This window comes from Streptomyces sp. HUAS YS2, assembly GCF_033343995.1.
Lineage (GTDB): Bacteria > Actinomycetota > Actinomycetes > Streptomycetales > Streptomycetaceae > Streptomyces > Streptomyces solicathayae.
Genome location: NZ_CP137573.1, coordinates 4997959 through 5016608 on the forward strand (window position 1 = coordinate 4997959; position 18650 = coordinate 5016608).

The 18650-nt window shown below is 69.9% G+C and carries 20 protein-coding genes; 14 read left to right on the forward strand and 6 right to left on the reverse strand.

What is annotated here, in order from left to right; all coding sequences use genetic code 11:
• Nucleotides 1-275 precede the first annotated feature (275 nt).
• The gene (locus R2D22_RS23150; protein ID WP_318106571.1) at nt 276-1730 is read left to right on the forward strand and encodes an RDD family protein; all 1455 of its coding nucleotides are present in this window, start codon (nt 276-278) and stop codon (nt 1728-1730) included.
• 110 nt (nt 1731-1840) lie between these two features.
• Nucleotides 1841-2614: an RDD family protein gene (locus R2D22_RS23155; RefSeq protein ID WP_318106572.1), complete on the forward strand. Its 774-nt coding sequence runs from the start codon at nt 1841-1843 to the stop codon at nt 2612-2614.
• An 11-nt stretch (nt 2615-2625) separates the two neighbouring features.
• Here the strand turns inward: R2D22_RS23155 and R2D22_RS23160 are convergent, their stop codons facing one another.
• Entirely contained in the window at nt 2626-2910 is a 285-nt protein-coding gene (locus tag R2D22_RS23160) for a hypothetical protein (RefSeq protein WP_318106573.1), read from the reverse strand.
• A 390-nt stretch (nt 2911-3300) separates the two neighbouring features.
• Between R2D22_RS23160 and R2D22_RS23165 the strand changes: the two genes are divergently transcribed.
• Both R2D22_RS23165 and R2D22_RS23170 read left to right on the forward strand, forming a co-directional pair.
• Nucleotides 3301-5709 carry an immune inhibitor A domain-containing protein gene (locus tag R2D22_RS23165; protein WP_318106574.1) on the forward strand — a complete coding sequence of 803 codons (2409 nt, stop codon included), beginning with the start codon at nt 3301-3303 and terminating at the stop codon, nt 5707-5709.
• A 122-nt stretch (nt 5710-5831) separates the two neighbouring features.
• Complete coding sequence (locus tag R2D22_RS23170; RefSeq protein WP_318106575.1) at nt 5832-6134, forward strand: hypothetical protein; 303 nt, start codon at nt 5832-5834, stop codon at nt 6132-6134.
• Between the two features lie 35 nt (nt 6135-6169).
• Here R2D22_RS23170 and R2D22_RS23175 read toward each other — a convergent pair whose 3' ends face one another.
• Together R2D22_RS23175 and R2D22_RS23180 are read right to left on the reverse strand one after the other, a co-directional pair.
• The gene (locus tag R2D22_RS23175; protein ID WP_318106576.1) at nt 6170-6760 is read right to left on the reverse strand and encodes an isochorismatase family protein; all 591 of its coding nucleotides are present in this window, start codon (nt 6758-6760) and stop codon (nt 6170-6172) included.
• Between the two features lie 138 nt (nt 6761-6898).
• On the reverse strand, nt 6899-8227 hold the full coding sequence (locus R2D22_RS23180) for a nicotinate phosphoribosyltransferase (protein WP_318106577.1): 1329 nt from the start codon (nt 8225-8227) through the stop codon (nt 6899-6901).
• Nucleotides 8228-8339: 112 nt separating this feature from the next.
• Here R2D22_RS23180 and clpS point away from each other — a divergent pair, with 112 nt between their 5' ends.
• The 7 genes from clpS to R2D22_RS23215 all read left to right on the forward strand — a co-directional run bounded on the left by clpS (nt 8340) and on the right by R2D22_RS23215 (nt 12931).
• Nucleotides 8340-8645: an ATP-dependent Clp protease adapter ClpS gene (gene clpS / locus R2D22_RS23185; protein WP_318106578.1), complete on the forward strand. Its 306-nt coding sequence runs from the start codon at nt 8340-8342 to the stop codon at nt 8643-8645.
• Nucleotides 8645-9223 (forward strand): DUF2017 domain-containing protein, encoded by a 579-nt coding sequence (locus R2D22_RS23190; RefSeq protein WP_318106579.1) that lies wholly within the window; start codon nt 8645-8647, stop codon nt 9221-9223. The genes clpS and R2D22_RS23190 overlap by 1 nt, the downstream gene beginning before the upstream one ends.
• A 250-nt stretch (nt 9224-9473) precedes the next feature.
• Entirely contained in the window at nt 9474-10910 is a 1437-nt protein-coding gene (locus R2D22_RS23195) for an amino acid permease (RefSeq protein WP_318106580.1), read from the forward strand.
• Nucleotides 10911-10987: 77 nt separating this feature from the next.
• Nucleotides 10988-11434, forward strand: a complete 447-nt coding sequence (locus tag R2D22_RS23200; protein ID WP_318106581.1) for a M67 family metallopeptidase — start codon at nt 10988-10990, stop codon at nt 11432-11434.
• A 66-nt stretch (nt 11435-11500) separates the two neighbouring features.
• Nucleotides 11501-11599, forward strand: coding sequence for a putative leader peptide (locus R2D22_RS23205; RefSeq protein WP_318106582.1), 99 nt, complete (start codon nt 11501-11503; stop codon nt 11597-11599).
• A gap of 97 nt (nt 11600-11696) precedes the next feature.
• Nucleotides 11697-11975, forward strand: a complete 279-nt coding sequence (locus R2D22_RS23210) for a MoaD/ThiS family protein (RefSeq protein WP_318106583.1) — start codon at nt 11697-11699, stop codon at nt 11973-11975.
• Between the two features lie 5 nt (nt 11976-11980).
• Nucleotides 11981-12931, forward strand: a complete 951-nt coding sequence (locus tag R2D22_RS23215; RefSeq protein WP_318106584.1) for a PLP-dependent cysteine synthase family protein — start codon at nt 11981-11983, stop codon at nt 12929-12931.
• Between the two features lie 16 nt (nt 12932-12947).
• Here the strand turns inward: R2D22_RS23215 and R2D22_RS23220 are convergent, their stop codons facing one another.
• A complete protein-coding gene (locus tag R2D22_RS23220; protein ID WP_318106585.1) occupies nt 12948-13463 on the reverse strand; it encodes a type II toxin-antitoxin system PemK/MazF family toxin in 516 nt (171 codons plus the stop codon).
• 213 nt (nt 13464-13676) lie between these two features.
• Between R2D22_RS23220 and R2D22_RS23225 the strand changes: the two genes are divergently transcribed.
• Entirely contained in the window at nt 13677-14429 is a 753-nt protein-coding gene (locus tag R2D22_RS23225) for an MBL fold metallo-hydrolase (protein ID WP_318106586.1), read from the forward strand.
• A gap of 89 nt (nt 14430-14518) precedes the next feature.
• Here R2D22_RS23225 and R2D22_RS23230 read toward each other — a convergent pair whose 3' ends face one another.
• The gene (locus tag R2D22_RS23230) at nt 14519-15784 is read right to left on the reverse strand and encodes a PTS transporter subunit EIIC (RefSeq protein WP_318106587.1); all 1266 of its coding nucleotides are present in this window, start codon (nt 15782-15784) and stop codon (nt 14519-14521) included.
• Between the two features lie 305 nt (nt 15785-16089).
• Entirely contained in the window at nt 16090-17397 is a 1308-nt protein-coding gene (locus R2D22_RS23235) for a PTS transporter subunit EIIC (RefSeq protein ID WP_411977067.1), read from the reverse strand.
• Between the two features lie 178 nt (nt 17398-17575).
• Between R2D22_RS23235 and R2D22_RS23240 the strand changes: the two genes are divergently transcribed.
• Together R2D22_RS23240 and rph are read left to right on the forward strand one after the other, a co-directional pair.
• On the forward strand, nt 17576-17809 hold the full coding sequence (locus tag R2D22_RS23240; protein WP_018517946.1) for a PTS sugar transporter subunit IIB: 234 nt from the start codon (nt 17576-17578) through the stop codon (nt 17807-17809).
• 77 nt (nt 17810-17886) lie between these two features.
• Nucleotides 17887-18618, forward strand: a complete 732-nt coding sequence (gene rph, locus R2D22_RS23245; protein ID WP_318106589.1) for a ribonuclease PH — start codon at nt 17887-17889, stop codon at nt 18616-18618.
• The last annotated feature ends 32 nt before the right edge of the window (nt 18619-18650 follow it).

An 18650-nucleotide genomic window follows, 5' to 3' on the forward strand; every position in this document is an offset into this window, starting at 1 on the left:
GGTGGTGACCTGCCATTACGCGACTTCCGCGAACTTTCTCGAGAATTTTTCCGGCCTCCTCGCGGGACACGGCGGCAGAGCACGACGGCAGGCACGGCTGCAGGCACGGCAACAGTCCGGCGTCACCCTAGGCCGGGTCCCCACACCCGGTGACGGGAATCGGGACCATGTCGCTCGAAGGCGGGCTTTCTGGCCGCCTCCTTCTTCCCCTTCCCGGGTTCTTCGTTACTGTCCTCCTTGGCAGCAGCGGTGTGTGACGGAACGGAGTCGGAGCGGTGGCTACTCCTCCTGGAGGCGGCGGGGAGGTACCCCAGGCCGGGTACTACCCGGACCCGTCCATTCCCGGATATGTCCGGTACTGGAACGGTGCCGCCTGGGTACCCGGGACGAGCCGGCCCGCGCCGAAGGACGGCGAGGCCATGCCCGCGCCGCCCGCGTCGGCGATGCCCCCGGCCCCCGTACTCGCCTCCCCGGCCGCGCCGACGCCGACGCCCGCGCCGAGGCCGGCGGTGGACGAGACCGGGCCGGTGTTCCTGGACGAGGAGCCGGCCGACGAGGTCCGGCCCGAGCCCGCGTCGGCCTGGCAGGCGGACGCCTCGCGCCAGTCCGGCTTCGGTGGCGAGCGCGACCAGAAGGTCTCCTGGGGCTCGCCCGAGGCGGCCGACCCGCGCGCCGCCCTCGCGGACCCCCGCACCCCGGCCGACAGGACGCCGTCCGACCGCGCGCCGAGCGGCAACCCGGCCCCGAGCCCGGCGCCGGCCGCCGAGCCCGCCGCCCCGTCCCGCCGCATCGCGGGCACCGTGCCCGGCAGTGGCGTGGTGCCGGCCGACCCGACCGGTGGCGCGCTGCCCGGCGTACGGCAGACCCAGCCCGGTTCCGACGCGCCCGAGGGGACGGTCGCCATCCGCCGCCGCCCCGCCGGGGACGACAGCGGGACGATGACGATCCGCGCCCTCGGCGGCCCGCAGGCCGGCAAGGCCCCGCAGGTCCCCGCCCAGGCCCAGCAGGCCCAGCAGCAGGCCCAGGCCGCCGCCCAGGCCCCCGCGCCGCAGGCCCAGCAGGCCCCCGCTCCCGTCGCCGCGCCCGTCACCACGGGTCCAGGCGGCGGCTCCCCGTCGTGGGCGCAGCAGGTGCACCGGCTCGCGCAGCCGGACGCGGCGGCCGCGCAGCAACAGCAGCAGCCGGTGACCCCCTGGAAGCCGGTGGTCGAGGACCCGTTCCTGAAGGCCGCTCAGGCGCAGGCCGCCGCCCGGCCGGCCGGTCTCGGCCGGCGGTTCGCCGCCCGGCTGATCGACTCCGTGCTCCTCGGCGCCCTCGCCGGCGCCGCGTCCTTCCCGTTCGTGACCCAGGCGCTCGACCACATCGCCGACAAGATCGAGACGGCCAAGCAGTCCGGTACGACGGTCCAGGTGTGGCTCCTGGACGGCACGACCTCCGTCCAGTTCGGGATCGCGCTGGCCGTCTTCCTGGTCCTCGGCCTGCTGTACGAGGTGCTGCCGACCGCCAAGTGGGGCTGGACGGCGGGCAAGAAGGTCTGCGGTCTCGAGGTGCGCGACATCGAGGCGCACCAGCCGCCGACCTTCGGCGCCTCGCTGCGCCGTTGGCTGGTGTACAGCGTCCTCGGGCTGCTCGCGATCGGGGTGGTCAACGTGCTGTGGTGCCTGTTCGACCGCCCGTGGCGGCAGTGCTGGCACGACAAGGCGGCCCGCACCTTCGTCGCCGGCAAGTAGGCAGGCAGGTAGGCCGGCAGGCCGGCCGTCACACAGGCCGTCACCTGGGCCGTCCCCCGAACGGGGGGCGATTCGTTGCGGGGCCCGGTCGGCCGGGATGCACTGCCCCCATGAGCAACGACCAGCCGCCGCCCGGCCAGCCGCCCGATGAGGACCCGTTCCTCAAGAAGCCGCAGGACCCCACGCCGCCGCCGGCGGAGGGTCCGTACGGCTCCGAATCGCCGGGTGGCCCGCCGCCCGAAGGTCCGCCCCCGGGTGGCCCACCGCCCGGGGGCCCGCCGCCCGGTGGCCCGCCGCCCGGATCCCCGTACGGCGGCGGTGGCTCCCCGTACGACAGCCCGCCTCCTCCTCCGTACGGCTCCCAGCCCTACGGAGGCGGCGGCGGTTACGGCGGTCCGGACCCGCTCGCGGGCATGCCGCCGCTCGCCGATTCCGGCAAGCGGATCCTCGCCCGGATCGTCGACTGGCTGATCGTCGTGGTGCCGCTGGCGCTCATCGGCATCCCGCTCAACGTCTACGAGCGGACCACCGACAGCGACGACTTCGGTGACGCCATCACTCAGTCGAGCACGGGCAGCGGTCTCGCCTTCCAGCTCATCACGATCGTGGCGTTCGTCGCCTACGACACCGTGATGACCGCGAGGGGCGGGCAGACCGTCGGCAAGAAGCTGATGAAGATGCGGGTGGCGATGCTCAACGACGGCTCGACGCCGCCGATGAACGCCTCGCTGATGCGCGCGATCGTGCTCTGGCTGCCCGCGCTGATCTGCTGCGCCTGCCTGTGGCCGCTGCTGCTGCTGATCCTCATCCTGGTCGACAAGCCCTACAAGCAGGGTCTGCACGACAAGGCGGCGAAGACGGTGGTGGTCTCCACGCCGCAGTAGTCGACAGGAGGCTACGAACCGATCCGGGTGTCCGCGCCCGCGCCCACGTGCGCGGCCGGCACCCGGATCGTCTCGTCCTGGGCCGGAACGGGCGCCGCGGCCCGGGACGCCCGCGTCCGCCGTCGCGCCGCGACCGGCATGGTCAGCACGACCAGCAGGCCCAGCAGCAGCGAGGCCACGCCGATCAGGGCGATCCCCGCTCCGGTGGTGGCGCGGGAGAGCAGCAACAGGGCGACGGTCGAGAAGACGACGGTGGCCGAACCGTAGGCGAGTTGTGCGGCATTGGGACGCGGCATGACGGGTCCAGTCCTCGAAGCAAGGGTGCATCGGTCGGGTGACGCGCACGGGGTCGCACTCTCGGGCGACTCTACGTCGGGGCATGCCCGAGCGGAACCGTTGGTAAGCGTGACCTAACCCACGGTGCCGGAGCACAGGGGGGCGCACCGAGTCACTGCCACCGTCAATTGCCCCGTTCGGTGCGCCCGTCGAGGTGTGCGCCCCTCGTCGGCTTCGTCCGGATATCGGGAATCGACTCCTGCATAGTGCAGTTGGCCTGTTCAAGTCAAGGTCTGTCTTTTCTTCCTCAACTCCGGTCGAATGTCGTCACTTGTGACGTGCGACGCCACTCGCGGACACCCCACCCTCGGTCCGCGTGGAATCGCGTCGCCGGGGAGGACAAACACCAAGTGACCAACAGACGACGGGCGATCAGAGCGTCCGCAGTCGTCGTGGCGCTCGCGGCCACCGCCGCCACCGCCTCGACCTTCGCCACCGCCCAGGCCGACGAGAACGGCAAGGGAGCACCGGCAGGCATCCAGACCGTCGACAAGACGACGGTCGACCACGACCTCGAAGGCCCGTACAGCGAGCAGCAGGAGCAGCAGCGCAAGGCTGCCCTGGAGCAGGTCCTGAACGGCGACGCCAAGATCGAGCGCCGTGGCGGTTCTCAGGTCGTCAAGCTCGGCAGCAAGAAGTACGTCGAGCTGGCCCGCGAGAAGACCGACAAGATCTTCACCATCCTCGTCGAGTTCGGCGACCAGGTGGACAACACCACCCTGGTCGACCGCAAGGACGACGACACCACCGAGCTCAAGCCGAAGTACGGCGGCGAGCCCGGCCCGCTGCACAACCGCATAGCCAAGCCCGACCGTGCGAACGACAACTCCACGGCCTGGCAGGCGGACTACAACCAGCAGCACTTCCAGGACCTGTACTTCGGTACCGGCAAGGACGCGCAGGGCAAGCCGAAGCAGTCGCTGAAGACCTACTACGAGAAGACCTCGTCCGGCCGCTACTCGGTCGACGGCACGGTCTCCGACTGGGTCAAGGTCCCGTACAACGAGGCCCGTTACGGCTCGAACTGGTGCGGCCAGACCAACTGCGCCAACGTCTGGGACACCGTCCGCGACGGTCTCACCGCCTGGGTCGCCGACCAGAAGGCCAAGGGCAAGTCCGACGCCGAGATCAAGGCCCAGCTGGCCGAGTACGACCAGTGGGACCGCTACGACTTCGACGGCGACGGCAACTTCAACGAGTCCGACGGCTACATCGACCACTTCCAGCTCGTGCACGCGGGCGAGGACGAGTCGGCCGGCGGCGGCGCCGAGGGCAAGAACGCCCTGTGGGCCCACCGCTGGTACGCCTACGGCACCGACGCGGGCAAGACCGGCCCGTCGGGCAACAAGGCCGGCGGTACCCCGATCGGTGACACCGGCATCTGGGTCGGCGACTACACGATGCAGCCCGAGAACGGCGGCCTCGGCGTCTTCGCCCACGAGTACGGCCACGACCTCGGTCTGCCGGACCACTACGACACCGCGGGCGGCGAGAACTCCACCGGGTTCTGGACCCTCATGTCCTCGGGTTCCTGGCTCGGCCAGGGCAAGGACGCCATCGGCGACCTGCCCGGCGACATGACCGCCTGGGACAAGCTCCAGCTCGGCTGGCTGAACTACGCCAAGGTCAACGACTGGCAGCGCTCCACCAAGACCACCCACAAGCTGGGCGTCTCGGAGTACAACACGAAGAACCCGCAGGCGCTCCTCGTCGAGCTGCCGAAGAAGCAGGTCACCACGGACATCGTGGCCCCCGCCGAGGGCGCCACCCAGTGGTGGAGCAACATGGGTGACGACCTCAAGAACACCCTGACCCGCTCCGTCGACCTGACCGGCAAGACCTCGGCCTCCCTGGAGCTCCAGGGCTGGTACGACATCGAGCTGGACTACGACTACCTCTACGCCGAGGTGTCGACGGACGGCGGCGCCAACTGGACCGCCCTGGACGGCACCGCCGACGGCGTGGCCATCCCGAAGGACGCCTCCGGCGCCCCGGCGCTGACGGACGTCTCCGGCAAGCACAAGAAGCTCGTCTACGGCCTCGACGCCTACGCGGGCAAGAAGTTCGACCTCCGCTTCCGCTACCAGACGGACGGCGGCGCGGGCGGCAAGGGCTTCACCGCCGACGCCATCACGCTGACCGCCGACGGTGCCGCCGTCTTCTCCGACAACGTCGAGAACGGTGACAACGGCTGGGTCGCGAAGGGCTTCTCGCGGGTCGGCAAGGGCTTCACGAAGGAGTACGAGCAGTACTACATCGCGGAGAACCGCCAGTACGTCTCGTACGACAAGACCCTCAAGGTCGGCCCGTACAACTTCGGTTTCACCGGTGACAAGGCGGGCTGGGTCGAGCACTACCCGTACCAGAACGGTCTGCTCATCTGGAAGTGGGACCTGTCCCAGAAGGACAACAACACCTCCCAGCACCCGGGCGCCGGTCTGGTCCTCCCGATCGACTCGCACCCGAGCCCGCTGAAGTGGTCCGACGGCACGCTGATGCGCAACCGCGTCCAGTCGTACGACGCGCCGTTCAGCATCTCCCGCACCGACGGCTTCCAGCTCCACAACAAGGGCGTCGCCACGTGGGTCCCGTCGCAGGCCGGCAACCCGGTCTTCGACGACCGCAAGGGCACGTACTGGTTCAAGGAGACCGAGCGTGCCGGTGTCCAGGTAACTGACACCAACACCAAGATCCAGGTCGTCAAGGAGCCGAAGGATGGCCAGACGATCACGGTTCAGGTCGGCCCCTCGACCAAGTAATCGGTAAAACTGCAGGTCAAATCATGATCGGCCGTCGCCCTCTAGCGGGCGGCGGCCGATCGTGTTTAGGTGCGTCTGACGCAGTTCTTATTGACAGCCAACTCACGGGGGAGTGGTTCCGCATGCCCGGCGGAGGGTTCAGCAAGTTGCCGAACGGCAGTGTGGTCGTCGCGATAGGGCTGCCCAGCCCGGCCGGGGACGGGTGCACGGTCCGCTTCCTGGTCCACGCCGCGAACCGGGCCCGCGCCCTGACCAGGCTGCGGAACCTGGGCCTGCGGGCGGTGTACCTGCGCGGCAACGCGGAGCCGCCCACCCCGGACGAGATCACCGCCGTCCTGCACCACCCGGACGGCCTCCTGTGGCGCTCGACCACCCAGGAGCTCTGGCACTCGATACGGACCCTCCCGAAGGAGCCCGTGGCCTAGGGCCCCGCCGAAGGGACCCGTGGCCTGAGCGGCCCCTAGGCGACGACCGGCTTGCCGGTCAGCTCGACGCCGGCCGCCCGCAGCTCCTCCAGCGCCCGGTCGGTGGTCTCCGCGGAGACCCCGGCCGTCAGGTCGAGCAGCACCTTCGTCCGGAACCCCTCGCGCGCCGCGTCCAGCGCCGTCGCCCGCACGCAGTGGTCGGTCGCGATGCCGACCACGTCCACCTCGGTGACCTCCCGGTCCCGCAGCCACTGCGCGAGCGTCCCACCGTTCTCGTCGAGGCCCTCGAAGCCGCTGTACGCGGCGTTGTACGCGCCCTTGTCGAAGACGGCGTCGATCGCGCCGGAGGCGACGGCCGGGGCGAAGTTCGGGTGGAAGCCCACGCCCTCGGTGCCGGCCACACAGTGCGCGGGCCAGGAGCTGACGTAGTCCGGGGCGACGGAGAAGTGGTCGCCCGGGTCGATGTGGTGGTCCCGGGTCGCCACGACGTGCCGGTAGACGGCGCCCGCGGCCTCGCCGACCAGGTCGGTGACCGCGGCAGCGACGTCCGCACCCCCCGCCACCGCGAGGCTGCCGCCCTCGCAGAAGTCGTTCTGAACATCCACGACGATCAATGCGCGGTGCATGGCGGTTGTCCTTCGATGGGGGGAGGAGAGGGCGTCTTCCGGGGTGACATCGAGCGTAGAGACTTCCCCCGCCCTGCGGGAGGGGGCATGCCGGGGGCTACCCGCCCCCGGCGTGGCTACACGTACCGCGTCGGGCGGTCACACGTACTGCGTCGGCAGGACCGGCTCGCCGCGGGAGAGCTGGATCGCCGACATCGGCAGCCCCGCCCGCGCGTCCATGTGCCGGGCGCGGACCGTGTCCAGCGGCTCGCGGGCGATCACCTCGCCGCCCTTGACCAGCTCCACCAGGAGCTGCCGGTCGGCGAGCTCGGCCGGGACCGGCCCGGTGCCGATGATCTCCGCCTCCGCGACGCCCTCGGCGTCGACCCGGCGGGCCGCCCACTTGCGTCCGCCGATCGACGTCTTGCCGCCCGTCGACTTCTTGGCGACCGGGACCAGTGGCGCCTTGGGATCGGCCGACTCGGCGCGGGCGACCAGCTTGTAGACCATCGAGCAGGTCGGGTGCCCGCTGCCGGTGACCAGCTGGGTGCCCACCCCGTACGCGTCGACCGGCGCCGCGGCCAGCGAGGCGATGGCGTACTCGTCGAGGTCGGAGGTGACCACGATCTTGGTGCCGGTCGCGCCGAGCTCGTCGAGTTGCTGGCGCACCCGGTGCGCGACCAGGAGCAGGTCGCCCGAGTCGATGCGGACCGCCCCGAGGTCCGTCCCGGCCAGCTCGACGGCGGTGCGGACGGCCTCGGCGACGTCGTACGTGTCGACGAGCAGCGTCGTCCCCTTGCCGAGCGAGTCGATCTGGGCCCGGAAGGCGTCCCGCTCGCTGTCGTGCAGCAGGGTGAAGGCGTGCGCGGAGGTGCCGACGGTCGGGATGCCGTAGCGGAAGCCCGCCGCCAGGTCCGAGGTGGCGCCGAAGCCGCCGACGTACGCGGCGCGGGCGGAGGCCACCGCGGCCAGCTCGTGGGTGCGCCGGGCGCCCATCTCGATCAGCCGCCGGCCGCCGGCCGCGGCCGACATCCGGGAGGCCGCCGCCGCGATGGCGGAGTCGTGGTTGAGGATCGACAGGATCACGGTCTCCAGGAGCACGCACTCGGCGAAGGAGCCCTCGACCCGCAGGATCGGCGAGCCGGGGAAGTACACCTCGCCCTCGGGGTAGCCCCAGATGTCGCCGGAGAAGCGGTAGCCCGCGAGCCATTCGAGGGTCGACTCGTCGACGATGCCCTGGTCGCGCAGGAAGCCGATGACGCCCGCGTCGAAGCGGAAGTTCTCCACGGCGTCCAGGACGCGGCCGGTGCCGGCGACGACGCCGTACCGGCGCCCCTCGGGCAGTCGGCGGGTGAAGACCTCGAAGACGGACCGCCGGTCGGCGGTGCCCGCCCGCAGGGCGGCCTGCAACATGGTCAGCTCGTACTGGTCGGTGAAGAGCGCCGTCGAGGGAACATCCACCGGCAGCCCAAGGTCCGCAGCGTTCATGTCAGCGATGCTACCGCAGAAATCGTCAAAGTGACGATTTCTAGTTCGAGGGCGCGCGGAAGCGGCGGTTCCGTTTGTGCGACCGGCCCCTTCGAGTGGCAGCATGGGGTAAGTGAGCGTCGCGCCAATCGAGATCGAACGCACGAAACCCGCCGAAGAGGCCTTCGAGGTCGTCGAGCCGGACGTGCCGTGGGTGACCATCGTGCACAACGACCCGGTCAATCTGATGAGCTATGTCACCTACGTCTTCCAGGCGTACTTCGGCTACTCCAAGGACAAGGCGCACAAGCTGATGCTCGACGTGCACAACAAGGGGCGCGCGGTGGTCTCCAGCGGCACCCGCGAGGAGATGGAGCGCGACGTGCAGGCGATGCACGGCTACGGACTGTGGGCGACCCTCTCCCAGGACCGCAAGTGATGGCCGGACACTTCGAGGCGCTGCCCGGCGGCGGCGCGGCCGTGCCGCTCGACGAGGTCGAGATCTCCATCCTGCGCTCCCTGGCCGTCCAGCTCCTGGAGCTGATCGGCCCGGGCGACGAGCCCGTCGAGGGCGAGGACCCGCTGGCCGCGCTGTTCGCGGAGGGCCCGAGCGAACCGCCGTCCGACCCCGCGCTGCGCCGGCTCTTCCCCGACGCGTACGCGGACGACGACGAGGAGCTGCGGCAGGCCGCCGCGGACTTCCGCCGCTACACCGAGAACGACCTGCGCGCCCGCAAGCGGGACGACGCCCTCGCGGTGGTCCGCACCCTCGACGCGCTCTCCGCGTCCGGGGAGGGCGGCGCCGTCCTCAAGCTCACCCCCGACGAGTCCCGCTCCTGGCTCGGCGCGCTCAACGACCTGCGGCTCACCATCGGGACCCGGCTCGAGGTCACCGACGAGGACGAGGGCGGGGACCTGTACCGGTTGCCGGACGACGATCCGCGCAAGCCGATGGTCATGGCGTACCTCTGGCTCGGTGCGCTCCAGGAGTCGCTCGTCGAGACGCTGATGTCCTGACGCGGCCTGCCGGCTGCCGAGTGTTCGCTCAGCGGACGCTCAAATCCGGATAACGAATACATCAGCAATGGGTCCACCGGTGGGCCGGTGTGCCCGCTTTCTCCGCATAGTCACCGTTCGGGTCGTGATAGATCTGCACGACCGCTGGTGACGCCACCCATGTCTCCAGGGGCGCTTGGACCGGCTGACCGCCGGTGGCACTCCATCCGTATCCGGGGGGATCAGGAAGCATGGAGAAAGGCGCACCACCATGACCTCACTGCGGGTCGACCAGAAGCACGACGGCGTTGAGGCCGCGGATTCCGCCTCGGGCGAGGGTTATCACCGGGCACTCGGCGCCCGTCAGATCCAGATGATCGCCATCGGCGGAGCCATCGGCACCGGCCTCTTCCTCGGCGCGGGCAAGGGCATCCACAAGGCCGGCCCCAGCCTGATCCTCGCGTACGCGATCGCCGGCCTCGTCATCTTCTTCATCATGCGGGCACTCGGCGAGCTCCTCATGTACCGCCCGGTCTCCGGCTCGTTCTCGGAGTACGCGCGCGAGTTCATCGGCCCCTTCGCGGGCTTCGTGACCGGCTGGACGTACTGGCTCTTCTGGGTCGTCACCGGCATCACCGAGGTCACCGCGGCGGCCACCTACATGACCTACTGGTGGGACATCCCGCAGTGGCTCTCGGCCCTCGTCTTCACGATCATCCTGTACGGCGCGAACCTGATCTCCGTGAAGCTCTTCGGCGAGCTCGAGTTCTGGTTCTCCATGGTCAAGGTCACCGCCATCGTCGGCATGATCCTGATCTGCCTCGGCATCCTCACCCTCGGCTTCTCCGACGCCGGCGACACCGCCTCGATCACCCACCTGTGGGACCTCGGCGGATTCTTCGCGGGTGAGAACGGCATCGGCTCCACCCTCATGACCCTGCAGATGGTCATGTTCGCCTTCCTCGCCGTCGAGCTGGTCGGCGTCACCGCCGGCGAGTCCAAGGACCCGAAGACCGTCCTGCCCAAGGCCATCAACACCGTGCCGTGGCGCATCGCCGTCTTCTACGTCGGCGCGCTGATCATGATCCTCTCGGTCGTCCCGTGGACCGAGTTCAAGCCGGGCGTCTCCCCGTTCGTCGAGGCCTTCGAGAAGATGGGCCTCGGCATCGGCGCCGCGATCGTCAACTTCGTCGTCCTGACGGCCGCGCTCTCGTCCTGCAACTCGGGCATGTACTCCACCGGCCGCATGCTGCGCGACCTCGCGCTCAACGGCCAGGGCCCGAAGTTCTTCACCAAGCTCACGCAGAACGGCACCCCGCTGGCCGGCACCACGTTCTCCGCCGCGCTGATGCTGGTGGGCGTCTGGGTCAACTACCAGTGGCCCGGCGAGGCGTTCAACTACGTCGTCTCCTTCGCCACCATCTCCGGCATGTGGGCCTGGATCATGATCCTGGTCTGCCAGGTCCGCTACCGCATCAAGGCCGACCGCGGCGAGCTGCCCCAGTCGCCCTTCAAGGCCCCGGGCGGCATCTGGGCCAGCCTCTTCGCCCTCGCCTTCATCCTCATGGTCGTCGTGACCATGGGCATGGACGCGGACAACCGGGTCGCGCTCTACGGCGCGCCCGTCTGGGGCCTGATCCTGGGCATCTCGTACCTGGTCCTGAAGGCCCGCAACCCCGAGGGCGCGGCCTTCGCCAAGCGCTCCTGACCTCGTCCGTCTCGGCATCCGGGCCGTTCCGTACCAACCCTCGGTACGGAACGGCCCGTCTGTCTATCCTGTCGGACATGCTGACCCTCACCCGTGACCTGTACGACCGGATCGTCGAGCACGCCCGCGCGGACCACCCCGACGAGGCCTGCGGCGTCGTCGCCGGCCCGGCCGGCACCGGACGCCCCGAGCGCTTCATCCCGATGCTCAACGCCGCCCGGTCGCCCACGTTCTACGAGTTCGACTCCGCGGACCTGCTGAAGCTCTACCGCGAGATGGACGACCGCGACGAGGAGCCGGTGATCGTCTACCACTCGCACACCGCCACCGAGGCGTACCCCTCCCGCACCGACATCTCGTACGCGAACGAGCCCGGCGCCCACTACGTCCTGGTCTCCACCGCCGACACCGACGGCGCCGGCGAGTTCCAGTTCCGCTCCTTCCGGATCGTCGAGGGCGAGGTCACGGAGGAGAAGGTGGAGATCGTCGAGTCCTACGCAGAGGCGAACGAGTCCACCGGCTGAGCATCGATCGTCCAGTATCCGAGATCACATTCCGGAACCCGGACCGGGAATCGATACGATGAGCCCATGGTTCTCCACGACGTGAGCGAAGTGACGACGCCGGGCAGCGCGCTGCTCACGGCGCGCCTGCACGTCGACCTGTGCCGTCTCGCCAGCGCGATGTGAGCGGGAGCGCGTACGCGCTCCTCAGCAGCACCACCCTCGCGCGGGGGCCCACAGCCGCGCGCGCCTTTCACGCCACCTCCCGACAGGAGCCCACGCCATGGCCATCGAGGTCCGCATCCCGACCATCCTCCGCACCTACACCGACGGCGCCAAGGCCGTCGAGGGCAGCGGCGCGACGCTCGCCGAGCTCTTCGCCGACCTGGAGACCCGGCACGCCGGGATCGAGGCCCGCATCGTGGACGAGGGCAAGCTCCGCCGGTTCGTCAACGTGTACCTCAACGACGAGGACGTCCGCTTCCTGGACGGCATCGAGACCAAGCTGACCGACGGCGACAACGTCACGATCCTCCCGGCCGTGGCCGGCGGCATGGTCTGAGCGACATGCGCTACGACTCCCCGCTCGCCGCGGTCGGCAACACGCCCCTGGTGCGGCTCCCGCGGCTCTCGCCGTCGGACGACGTCCGCATCTGGGCGAAGCTCGAGGACCGCAACCCGACCGGCTCCGTCAAGGACCGCCCGGCCCTGCACATGATCGAGCAGGCGGAGAAGGCCGGCCGGCTCACCCCCGGCTGCACGATCCTCGAACCGACCTCGGGCAACACGGGGATCTCGCTGGCGATGGCCGCGAAGCTCAAGGGCTACCGCATCGTCTGCGTCATGCCGGAGAACACCAGCGAGGAGCGCCGCCAGCTGCTGGCGATGTGGGGCGCCGAGATCATCTCCTCGCCGGCGGCCGGCGGCTCCAACACCGCCGTCCGGGTCGCCAAGGAACTGGCCGCGCAGAACCCGGACTGGGTGATGCTCTACCAGTACGGCAACCCCGACAACGCGGGCGCGCACTACGCGACGACCGGCCCCGAGATCCTCGCGGACCTGCCGTCCATCACCCACTTCGTCGCGGGCCTCGGCACCACCGGCACCCTCATGGGCGTCGGTCGCTACCTGCGCGAGCACAAGCCGGACGTCAGGATCGTCGCCGCCGAGCCGCGGTACGACGACCTGGTCTACGGCCTGCGCAACCTCGACGAGGGCTTCGTGCCCGAGCTGTACGACGCCTCCGTGCTGACCACCCGCTTCTCGGTCGGCTCGGCGGACGCGGTCACCCGCACCCGCGAACTCCTCCAGCAGGAGGGCATCTTCGCGGGCGTCTCGACCGGCGCGGCGCTGCACGCGGCGATCGGCGTCGGCAAGAAGGCGCTCAAGGCGGGGGAGAGCGCGGACATCGCGTTCGTCGTCGCCGACGGCGGCTGGAAGTACCTGTCGACCGGCCTCTACACGGCCGCGACGACCGAAGAGGCGATCGAGACCGTCCAGGGCCAGCTCTGGGCGTAGGGCCCCCGGCCCCCGCTCACGCCAGGTGGCGGACCTGGTCCCAGACGACCGGGTCCGCCGTGCCCACCCTGCGGCGGAACTCCGCCACCTCGACCTCGCGCAGCTCGTCCGTCTCCAGGAAGCTCGGCCGGCCCTGCGCATCGCCCACCGAACCCGGCGGCAGCGCGATCACGCCCGGCCGCTCGTCGTGGTACTTGCTGGTGATCTTCGCGACGAGCGCGCGGTCCCCGCGCAGCGACAGCACCAGACACGGCCGGTCCTTCGAGCCCGGACCGTCCTCGTAGGGCACCTCCGCCCACCAGATCTCACCCGGCCGCGGCGCCCGAGCCGGTGCCCGCACCGCACCGCGCGGCCGGCCCGGCGGCGCCGTCGGCGCCGTACCCCGGCCCCGGCCCGGCCGGCGCCCGCGATCGGACGGCCCCCGCCCCCGGTCGGACGACCGGCGACGCGACCGCCCCCACCCGTCCGCGAGCGCGACGACCAGCGCGATCACCACGACCGCGACCAGCGCAGGCCACCACGACGTGTCCATACCTCAAGACCGTACCGGGGCCCGGCCGCCCGCGCCGCGCCGCCCCGCCGTCCATCCGAACCGGTGACAGAGCCCGTGAGTTCGCCCACAACGGGCCACTGCGGAGGAGCGACGGACGCCACCGCGCCGTACGCTCGATGGACCGCACGACCTCCCCCTCAGCGACATTCCCGCACCCGTCCCCGGACGCCCGTCCACGGAGGTTCTCGCTCCATGAAGCTCACCGTCGTCGGCTGCTCAGGGTCGTTCCCGTCCGCGGAATCGGCCTGCTCGAGCTACCTCGTCGAGGCCGACGGCTTCCGGCTGCTCCTCGACATGGGCAACGGCGCCCTGGGCGAGCTGCAGCGCCACATCGGTCTCTACGACCTCGACGCCGTCTTCCTCAGCCACCTGCACGCCGACCACTGCATCGACATGTGCGTGTACTTCGTCGCCCGCTACTACCGCCACGAGGGCGGCCGCTGCGACGCGATCCCCGTCTACGCCCCCGAGGGCGCGGAGCAGCGGCTGACCACCGCGTACGCCGACATCCCGACGCCCGGCGCGATGAGCGAGGTCTTCGACTTCCGCACGCTGAAGTCCGCCTCCTTCGACATCGGCCCGTTCCAGGTGCGCACCGAGCGGGTGTGCCACCCGGTGGAGGCGTACGGCATCCGGATCGAGCATGGCGGGAAGACGCTGACGTACTCCGGCGACACCGGCGTCTGCGGGTCGCTGGACGAACTGGCCGCCGGGGCCGACCTCTTCCTGTGCGAGGCGTCGTTCACGCACGGCAAGGAGGACATCCCGGACCTGCACCTCAACGGCCGGGAGGCCGGGGCCGCGGCGTCCCGCGCGGGCGTGGGCCGGATGGTGCTCACGCACGTCCCGCCGTGGACGGACGGCGAGCGGAACCTGGCGGACGCGCGCGCGGCGTACGACGGCCCGGTGGAGCTGGCCCGGGCGGGCGCGGCGTACGAGATCTGAGTCCCGGCCCGGTTCGGTTCGGTTCGGGACAACGGGGAAGGCCCCGGAACCATCGAGGTTCCGGGGCCTTCTCTTCGGTGCTTCGGGGCTCACGCCTTGGTGAGGTCCTCGAGCTCCTCGTCGGACTCACGGCCCGGCGTGGGGAGGTTGAACTTGGTGATCGCGAAGCGGAAGACCACGTAGTAGATCGCCCCGAAGACCAGGCCGATCGGGATGATCATCCAGGGCTTGGTCGCGAGGTTCCAGTTCAGCAGGTAGTCGATCGCACCGGCCGAGAAGGTGAAGCCCGCGTGGACGCCGAACGCCCAGGTGACGGCCATCGAGACGGCCGTGAGGACGGCGTGGATCGCGTACAGCACCGGCGCGATGAACATGAAGGTGAACTCGATCGGCTCGGTGATGCCGGTGACGAAGGACGTCAGCGCGAGCGAGAGCATCATGCCGAGGACGGCCTTGCGGCGCTCGGGGCGGGCGGAGTGCGCGATGGCGAGCGCGGCGGCCGGGAGGCCGAACATCATGATCGGGAAGAAGCCCGACATGAAGAGTCCGGCGCTCGCGTCACCGGCGAAGAAGCGGTTCAGGTCGCCGTGGACGACCTCGCCGGCGGCGTTGGTGAAGTCACCGATCTGGAACCAGGAGACGGTGTTCACGAACTGGTGCATGCCGACCGGGATCAGCGCGCGGTTGATCAGACCGAACAGGCCGGCGCCGGCCGCGCCGAGGCCCGTCATCCACTCGCCGAAGCTGGAGATGGCCTCGCCGATCGGCTCCCACAGGACGCCGAACAGCACGCCGACCAGGGTGCCGACGAAGGCCATGATGATCGGGACGAGGCGGCGGCCGTTGAAGAAGCCGAGCCAGTCGACCAGCTTGGTGCGGTGGTACCGCTGCCAGATCACGGCGGAGACGAGACCCATCAGGATGCCGCCGAGGACGCCCGGGTTGTTGTACGTCGCGGCGACGTCGACACCCTTGTTGGCGGTCGTGTTGATCACGGCCTCGGTGACGGGGAAGGCCTTCAGCACATTGCTGTAGACCAGGAAGCCGACCAGGGCGGCGAGCGCCGTGGAGCCGTCCGCCTTCTTGGCGAAGCCGATGGCCACGCCTATGCAGAACAGCAGGGGCAGATTGTCGAAGACAGCGCCGCCGGCCGTGGCGAACACGGAGGCGACCTTGTCCCAGCCGAGGCCGTCCTTGCCGAACACGTCGGGCTGGCCGAGGCGGAGCAGAATACCCGCGGCCGGCAGCACGGCGATCGGCAGCTGCAGGCTGCGACCGACCTTCTGCAGGCCCTGGAACAGACCGGAGCCCCGCTTCTTCGCGGGAGCGGCGGCCTGGGCGGTAGCCGTACTCATCAACTTCCTCCAGTAGGCAAGGCGCCGCCAGAGGACATGGCAAAGGTGGTGACGGCGGCGTCTCGTGGAACGCGGTGGTCTGGACCGCGTGGTCTACACCATTGAGTGGTGTAGACCAGTTTTAGCACGTGAGACTTAGATAAGGAACCTGCGAATTCTGTGTGTCCGGGCGGTGACGTACGGGCATGACGAAAGACCCCCGGACCGTGAGGTCCAGGGGTCTTTCGCGGCTTCGGAACAGGGGTCGGAAGGCCCGGGATCCCTGCGTTCCAGGGGGCTCCCGGCCCGCCGGGCCCCTCCCGCGGTTATGCCTTCGTGACGTCCCGCTCCATCTCCTCCTCCAGCTCCTCGGGCTCACGGCCCGGAGTGGGGAGGTTGAACCTGGTGATCGCGAACCGGAAGATCACGTAGTAGACGAGCGCGAACGCGAGACCGATCGGGATGATCAGCCACGGTTTCGTCGCGAGGTTCCAGTTGATGACGTAGTCGATCAGGCCGGCCGAGAAGCTGAAGCCGTCCTTGACGCCCAGCGCCCAGGTCACGGCCATCGACACACCCGTGAGCACCGCGTGGATCGCGTAGAGCAGCGGGGCGATGAAGAGGAACGAGTACTCGATCGGCTCGGTGATGCCCGTGACGAACGACGTCAGCGCCACCGAGAGCATCATGCCGCCGACCTCCTTGCGGCGCCGCGGCTTCGCGCAGTGCGTGATCGCCAGCGCCGCCGCCGGCAGCGCGAACATCATGATCGGGAAGAAGCCCGTCAGGAACTGGCCCGCGTCGGGATCGCCCGCGAGGAACATCGGGATGTCGCCGTGGACCGTCGTGCCGTCCGGCTTCTCGTACGTGCCGAACTGGAACCAGATCGGCACGTTCAGGAACTGGTGCAGGCCGATGACGAGTAGTGCCCGGTTCGCCACGCCGAAGATCCCCGAACCCCAGAACCCGAGACCCACCAGCCAGTCGCTGAAGTTCTCGAGACCGTCGCCGATCGGCGGCCAGATCCACACGCACAGGGACGCGAAGGCGATCGCCACGAACGTCATGATGATCGGCACGAGCCGGCGGCCGTTGAAGAACCCCAGCCAGTCGACGAGCTTCTTCCGGTGGTAGCGCTGCCAGAACCAGGCCGAGAGCAGGCCGATGACGATGCCGCCGAAGACGCCGGGGTTCTGGTACGTGTACCCGCTGAACGCCTGGTCGGGGGCCAGGCAGCCGCCGTTGACGTCCACCGTGCCCCGCGGGCAGTCCTCGGGGAACTGGCGCAGCACGTTGTAGTAGACGAGGAAGCCCACCGTGGCGGCGAGCGCCGTGGAGCCGTCCGCCTTCTTCGCCATGCCGATCGCGACACCGATGCAGAACAGCAGCGGCAGACCGAGGTTGCCGTCGAGCAGTGCGCCGCCCGCGCCCGCCATCACCTTCGCGACGTTGTCCCAGCCGAGACCGTCGGCACCGAAGACGTCGGGCTGGCCGAGCCGGTTGATGATGCCGGCGGCCGGCAGCACGGCGATGGGCAGCTGGAGACTGCGGCCCATCTTCTGCAGCCCCTGGAAGAGCCCGTTCCACCAGGACTTCTGCGGTGGTGCGGCGGCACTCTCGCTGCTCATTGACATCCCTCCCTGGAAAACTGGTGTAGACCAGTTGCGGTAGGCTCGCGGAGCCCGCCGGGACAGGCTTCCGGTGATCGTCATCATTCGGCAGAACGGCGGCACCCGCTCGCACAGTTGGGCCAACCGTGGGTTACCGTGACAAAGCGGACCACTGGTGCGCAGAACGGACAGGGAGAAACACATGGCCAGCAAGGCTGAGAAGATCGTCGCCGGCCTCGGCGGCATCGAGAACATCGAAGAGGTCGAAGGCTGCATCACCCGGCTGCGCACCGAGGTCATCGACCCCAGCAAGGTCGACGAAGCCGCCCTCAAGGCCGCCGGCGCCCACGGCGTCGTCAAGATGGGCACCGCCATCCAGGTCGTCATCGGCACCGACGCCGACCCCATCGCCGCGGACATCGAAGACATGATGTGAGCACCTGACTCACATCGGCACAGGGCCCGTTCCGGCAGGGGAACGGGCCCTTCGTCATGGCAGCTAGGCTCAGGGGCATGTCTCGAATCGACGGCCGCACGCCCGAACAGCTCCGCCCGGTCACCATCGAACGCGGCTGGAGCAAGCACGCCGAGGGCAGTGTCCTCATCTCCTTCGGCGACACCAAGGTCTTCTGCACCGCCTCCGTCACCGAAGGCGTCCCCCGCTGGCGCAAGGGCAGCGGCGAGGGCTGGGTCACCGCCGAGTACTCCATGCTCCCCCGCGCCACGAACACCCGCGGCGACCGCGAATCCGTCCGCGGCAAGATCGGCGGCCGCACCCACGAGATCTCCCGCCTCATCGGCCGCTCCCTGCGCGCCGTCATCGACTACAAGGCGCTCGGCGAGAACACCATCGTCCTCGACTGCGACGTCCTCCAGGCCGACGGCGGCACCCGCACCGCCGCCATCACCGGCGCGTACGTCGCCCTCGCCGACGCGGTCTCCTGGGCCCAGGGCAAGAAGCTCATCAAGGCCGGCCGCAAGCCCCTCACGGGAACCGTCGCCGCGGTGTCGGTGGGCATCGTCGACGGCACCCCCCTCCTCGACCTCCGCTACGAGGAGGACGTCCGCGCCGACACCGACATGAACGTCGTCTGCACCGGCGACGGCCGCTTCGTCGAGGTCCAGGGCACCGCCGAGGCCGAGCCCTTCGACCGCAAGGAGCTCAACGCCCTCCTCGACCTCGCCTCCGGCGGCTGCGCCGAACTCGCCGAGATCCAGCGCAAGGCCCTCGAAGGAACTCTGTAGGACGCCGCTGCGTCTGAAACGGTACGGGCGCA